5 protein-coding genes are annotated in these 5,825 nt (G+C 58.0%); 2 read left to right on the forward strand and 3 right to left on the reverse strand.

Translation table 11 applies throughout. The annotated features are described in order from the left end of the window. Nucleotides 1–212: 212 nt before the first annotated feature. Nucleotides 213–602 carry a nuclear transport factor 2 family protein gene (locus tag LKE08_RS19135; RefSeq protein ID WP_324705850.1) on the reverse strand — a complete coding sequence of 130 codons (390 nt, stop codon included), beginning with the start codon at nucleotides 600–602 and terminating at the stop codon, nucleotides 213–215. Between the two features lie 185 nt (nucleotides 603–787). On the opposite strand from LKE08_RS19135, the gene LKE08_RS19140 reads away from it, so the two are divergent. Both LKE08_RS19140 and LKE08_RS19145 read left to right on the forward strand, forming a co-directional pair. Next, nucleotides 788–1,903, forward strand: a complete 1,116-nt coding sequence (locus LKE08_RS19140; protein WP_324705851.1) for a tetratricopeptide repeat protein — start codon at nucleotides 788–790, stop codon at nucleotides 1,901–1,903. A 169-nt stretch (nucleotides 1,904–2,072) separates the two neighbouring features. Further along, nucleotides 2,073–2,663, forward strand: a complete 591-nt coding sequence (locus LKE08_RS19145; RefSeq protein ID WP_324705852.1) for a L,D-transpeptidase — start codon at nucleotides 2,073–2,075, stop codon at nucleotides 2,661–2,663. Here the strand turns inward: LKE08_RS19145 and LKE08_RS19150 are convergent. Then, entirely contained in the window at nucleotides 2,647–4,191 is a 1,545-nt protein-coding gene (locus tag LKE08_RS19150; protein ID WP_324705853.1) for a gamma-glutamyltransferase, read from the reverse strand. The two genes, LKE08_RS19145 and LKE08_RS19150, sit on opposite strands and share 17 nt — an antisense overlap. Nucleotides 4,192–4,251: 60 nt before the next feature. Further along, a complete protein-coding gene (locus LKE08_RS19155) occupies nucleotides 4,252–5,511 on the reverse strand; it encodes a bifunctional sterol desaturase/short chain dehydrogenase (protein WP_324705854.1) in 1,260 nt (419 codons plus the stop codon). Between the last annotated feature and the right edge of the window lie 314 nt (nucleotides 5,512–5,825).

The raw sequence follows: 5,825 nt of genomic DNA on the forward strand, positions 1-5,825 counted from the left end.
TTGAGATTTTCGGGCAAGCGCAGAGGCTGGCCCCTACCATTTGGTGAGCGCGATCGCACCCCAAATTCATCCGAACTTGGTGTGGGGGCTACCTGATACGGTTGCCACCATTTGAGATTCCGGTTGCCACCATTTGAGATTTTCGGGCAAGCGCAGAGGCTGGCCCCTACCATTTTTATTGATGGGTTTTTATGGATTTTTATTGATCAAAATCACCGCCGCATCAGGGGACTGCCGTGGTGGTGAATCAGGTACCAGCGATCGCCCATCAACTGAAAAATATTCGTCGCCATCGACTCGGCTCGAACCCGACGCCGCCCGACAATTTGCATGACGTTTTCGATCGCGACAATATAGGCGATTTCCCCGCAGATATCGGTGGAGATGATCTCGATATTAATTTCGAGGTATTGGGTTCCCTTAAAAATTTGTTGCCACGATCGCTCGATCGCATCCCATCCCTTGAGGGCTTCGCGGCCCGGGTGGATGCAGAGGCTCGAAGTTCCCCGAGACCAGACGGCACTCATCGCCTCTATATCCTTTTTCTCAAATGCCCGGTAAAATGCTTTGTTGGCTGCGATTAATGCTTGTCGGTCGGTCATGGAGGTTGGAGATAAGTGGGAAGGGCGATCGCAGACTCGCGGATCGATCCCGGATCGATCCCGAATTGGATTGCATTATAGTATTAACCATTCTTGCTCTCAAATCATCCCCTTGCAGATGGGGCCGCTAATGGTATAACTAAATGATCGGATCGCTCACTGTAACGCTCACTCACTTTTAGGCCGTGTTCAAGACAACTCAACTGCTCCTCGGTAACATTTTGGTGGCTCTCGTCGCCACGACCGCCGTCGTTCCGGCCGCAGCCAGACCGCCGGAAACCTTAGCCCAGGCCAATTCCTCGGCCAATACCGCCCAACTCGACGAATTGCTACAACAGGGGCGGGATCTCGTCGATCGCGGGGATATTGACCGGGCCCTCACCCTCTACGTCCAAGCGGCGGGGCTGGACCCGAGCGACCCGAAAATTTATTCGGGGATCGCCTATTTGGAAGCCCTGCGGGGCAACTTTCAAGCGGCGGTGAAATTTTATCAGGACGCCATCACCCTCGACCCGAACAACGGTGATTTTCAGTACGGTTTGGGGTACAGTTTCGCACAGTTGCAAGATTATGCATCGGCGGCGCAAGCCTATCGGCGGGCGACCAATTTGCAGCGGGATAATATCAACGCCCATCTGGGGTTGGCGGCGAGTCTGTTCCGACAGGGGGACTACAACGGTGCCATTCAAGCCTATCAGGTCGCCCTGGCTCTGGAGCCGGAGAATTGGGAGGCCCATGCGTCCCTGGGAATGGCTTGGCTGAAATGGGGGGACGTGGCGAGAGCGGAAGAAATGCTCGAACAGGCGATCGCGTTGGCCCCCAACGAAGCGAGTATTTATATCAAACTGGGGGCGGCCCGTCTGCAACAGGGCGATCGCGAGGGGGGGCTGCAGGCGTTTCAACAGGCGGCGCAATTGGCGCCCTACAACGGGGACATTCAGTACCAAATTGGAGAAATTTTCCGCGTCCAAGAAGATTTTGAACGGGCGAAGCGGGCCTATCAGCAAGCCTTGGTGATGAAGCCGGATCTAGTGGATGCCAGTATCGCGATGGGTGAAATTCAACTCCAACAAGAGGATTATATCGGCGCGATCGTCAGTTTTCGGCGGGCGGCCGATCGCTTCCCCGACGAACCGTCGGTTCACTACAATTTGGGTCTGGCTCTGAAAGCGAGGGGCGGTCGGCAACCCCAGGCGATCTCATCCTTTAAAAAAGCCCGGGATCTCTATGAACAACGGGACGATCGGGAAGGGGTGAAAAAGGCAGAAGCGGCGATCGAGGAATTGGAAGCGGAGGATTAATTTAGACAGTTGTAGCGGCTCGCTGGTCTTCGCCCTCTCCAACTCTCGATTCACCTTCCCAAATCCGGTTTGATTCTGCTATCTTATTAGCATTTTAACGGAACTGCAAAATTCCTCAGAGAGTCATTTTGTAATGGTGGTATCTTGTTTTTTGGTGAGGAGTCTGGATATGATCCCAAAATTGATTTTTCAGGATCGGCTGCAGAAGGTCGCGATGGCGACGCTGGGAATCGGGATGCTGTTGGCGGGGACACCCAAACCCGCGGCGGCATCGACTCCGGCGGTGATTCGCGTCCGTCCGCCCCAGGCCCTCTTAAATCCGAGCATCCCCCCCCTGGACGACCCCTCCATCTACCTGCCCCGGGGCGAGTTGCCGGTGCGGTTGGAACTGCGCCTGGGGGAACGCCGGGTTTATGTGTTACGGGGCGATACGGAGGTCGCCAGCTATCCGGTGGCGGTGGGAAAACCGGGTTGGGAGACGCCGACGGGGACTTTCCAGGTGATCCAGAAGGTCGAAAATCCGATGTGGCAGAATCCCTGGAGCGGGGAAGTGCGTCCGCCGGGGGAAGATAGCGCCCTCGGGTTGCGGTGGATCGGTTTTTGGAGCGACGGGAAGGATACGATCGGGTTTCACGGGACGCCGACGGTGAACTCCATCGGACAGGCGGCTTCCCACGGCTGCGTCCGGATGTACAACGAGGACGTGGTGGCCCTGTTTGAACAGGTGGAGTTGGGAACCCCGGTCACGGTGGTGCCGTAATTGCGATCGCCCCCTGGCGGCGCCAATCCGCGATCGCCTGAAGTTCCCCGTTTCCGTCAATTCCGGCGAGTTTGATGCCGCCGAAGAACATATCGGGGCGATCGAATCGGCGGATGGGGAATTGTCGTTCCAACAAACTGACGTCCAGACCCGGTTCGCAGAGGATGGCGGGGGGATCGACGTCGAGTTTGACGTGCAGTCGGGGGGCGACGATCGCCTCGTCGAGGGATTTGCCCTCCAAGGCGTAGCGGACCCACATTTGGGCCATCGAAGTGGTGATGCGGCTGGCGCCGGGGGTCCCGAATGCGATCGCCCGTCCGTCGGGGTGGCGGGCCAGGGTGGGCACCATGTTGGAGACGAGGCGGGAACCGGGGGGCGCGGACAGGAAGCCCCGGGGGTTCAACTCCGGTTCCCCCAAACTGTTGTTGCAGGGGATGCCGGTGCCGGGGATGGTGATGCCGGACCCGTAGCCGTTACTCAGCGTTATCGCCACCATCGCCCCGGAGTCCGCCACCACGGAGAGATGGGTGGTGTGGGGGGAATGGAGGGCGTCGAGGTAAGTCCGCAGGGCGTCCCGTTCCAGGAGGACTTGTACGCGGCGATCGTCGAAATCGGGCGTTTTGAAGTCCACTTCCCGCAGTCGGAACAGGCAGAGTTGGGCGCGGGCCTGTTGCAGCGATCGCTCCGCCTCCGTATTTTCCGGACTCCAGTCCAATTCCGCCAACCGGATCAGACTCCCCAGGGCCACGCCCCCGATCGCCGGTAAAGGATTCAAAGCCAGTTGAAATCCCCCGGAATTGAGCATTAACGGCTTTCGAGCGATCGCCCGATAGTCGGCGAGATCCGATCGCGTCACGAAACCGCCCCCGTCCGCCATTTCCCGGACGAAGGCCGCGGCGATATCCCCTTCATATAACGCTTTGGCCCCTTCCGACGCGATCGCCTCCAGGGTGTCCGCCATGCCGGGAATGCGGCACCATTTCCCCTCCCGGGGCGGATCGTCGCGATCGGGACAGAAACACTCGCGACTGGCCGGTTGGCGGTAAAATAACGGCGCTCCGGCGATATCCAACCACATCGCCGTTGTTTTCCCCATCGGAAAGCCATTTGCCAATTCCAACGCCGGGGCGACCAATTCTGTCCAGGGCAGCGATCCGTGCCGCCGCCAAGCCATCTCCAACGCCGCCAACATCCCCGGAACCGCCACCGCGGCCGGTCCCCCCCGCACGTCGATGCCGTCCCCGTAGGGCAGATGAACCTCCCACCAGTCGGCATTTTCTGAAGATGTCAGATGTCCCGAGGGCATCCCGTCCGCCCCGTCGATCAGTTCCGGGTCTTGTCCTGGCACCTGCACCATGATAAATCCCGAACCGCCCAAGGAACACATGAGCATTTCCGATAACGTGGCAGCCAGGGCGGCGGCGATCGCGATATCCACGGCATTGCCCCCGGCTTCGGCAATTTTTACCCCCGCTTCCACGGTGAGGGGGGAGTCGGCGGCGATCGCGGCGCGGGTGGGAGTGGACATGGAATTGGGGAGTAGGGAGTAGGGAATGGGGAATGGGGAATGGGGAATTTTTGACTTTTTTTATCCCTTCTTCAGTATGGAATCGGGGACGGTTTCAGAATTTTGGGATTTGGTGAATAGTTTGAAATAGGTGGAAACGCAAAATTCCTTGATGGGAATTGCGATAAATGTCAGGGGATTGATCGTGACGATAATTGTCCGCGAGTCCCGTTTCGCCTGGTTGATGATTTGTTTTGCCACCCAGTTCGCCGACATGACGCCGATGGGGTTGAGGTTGCTTTTGAACGGACCCAAAATCAGTTTGCGGATGGTGCAGGGGGAGTCCAGGCGCCGCAGTGTTACCAAATCCCCCAAGGTGCGCTTGCTGAGTTCGTAGAGGGGGCTGAAGGCGGGGCTGGCTTCGGCTTCCGAGGTGTTGACCCAAACTTCTTTTCGGGCGATATTGGTGTTGGTGCGGACGGTTTTTAGGAATAATTCCAACAGCCGCCAACTGGAGAAGGCGTTCACTTCGTAGGACAGCGCGATCGCTTCCGGGGTGCGTTCTCCGTGGACGTTGATGCCGTGGTTGAGGATGAGAATATCGACGGTTTCTAATAATTCCGCCAATTGTTCTTCTTCCCCGACTTGCCAAGTTATCGTTTTGACGGATAATTCTTTCCCGTCCGCCGTCAGGGTGACGGGTTGGGGGCTCGACGAGAGGGCGATGGGTTTGGCGCCGGCGTTGTGGAGGTGCAGCAGCAGCGATCGCCCCAAACTGCCGGAAGCCCCGGTGACGGCGACGGTTTTGCCTTTGAGAGAAAGTGCCGTTCCCATGATTTGATCGATAATTGTGAGGGTGCCGCAAAAGTAGGCGTTTTGGTTGTCGAAATGGTGCCGCCAGTGGTAGGTTCGGTTCACGAACCACCGGGAGGGCGGTTCGGAAAAGGGGCCGGGGAGGTGGGTTAAATCCGTCAATTCGTCGGCGCGGGGAACGCCCAACCCCCGGGCGATCGCGGGAAAGAGGAAACCCGAAGTATAGATCGCACCCGCCAGGGCGAACCAGTGGGGCTCGCCGGTGAGAGCCCAGATTCCCAGCCACAATCCCAGGCTGAAGGTTAGCATGACGATCGCCTCCGGGACGTCGTTGTACCAGTGGGCTTTTCGATAGATCGTCTCGTTGGCGGGGGTGTAGTCCGGCTTGAAAACCCGGTGGTGCCAAGCGTGGAGGCGGTAGAGGGGTTGCCAGAGGTGGGCCAGGACGTGATAGCCGTCCCGCACCAGTTCCACCCACACCACGGAAGCGACTCCCCAAGTTAAATTTGCGATCGCATCAGTCAGCATAACGTTAGAATTCCACACCTCACCCGGTTCAATCGTCAATTTCTCCTTAAGCATTGTATAGCGATGTGGGGTGTGCGGGCGTGGGGTGTGGGGTGTGGGGAAGTAGAAAAAGCCGATTTGATGGGGGTTCGAGGATTCGAGTTATCGCCGATTTTCGATTCCATTGCGAAGCAGGTTCAACCACCAGATTTGATATGGCAATGAGCGAGGCAAGTGTTGACAATTCAGTTCGGGGACAGAACCCGAAACCCCCAATTCTCCCCCCTTACAAAGGGGGGCTGGGGGGGATGCGGTTTCTATTCCCTACACCCTAC

The organism is Lyngbya sp. CCY1209 (genome assembly GCF_035615495.1).
GTDB lineage: Bacteria > Cyanobacteriota > Cyanobacteriia > Cyanobacteriales > Microcoleaceae > Limnospira.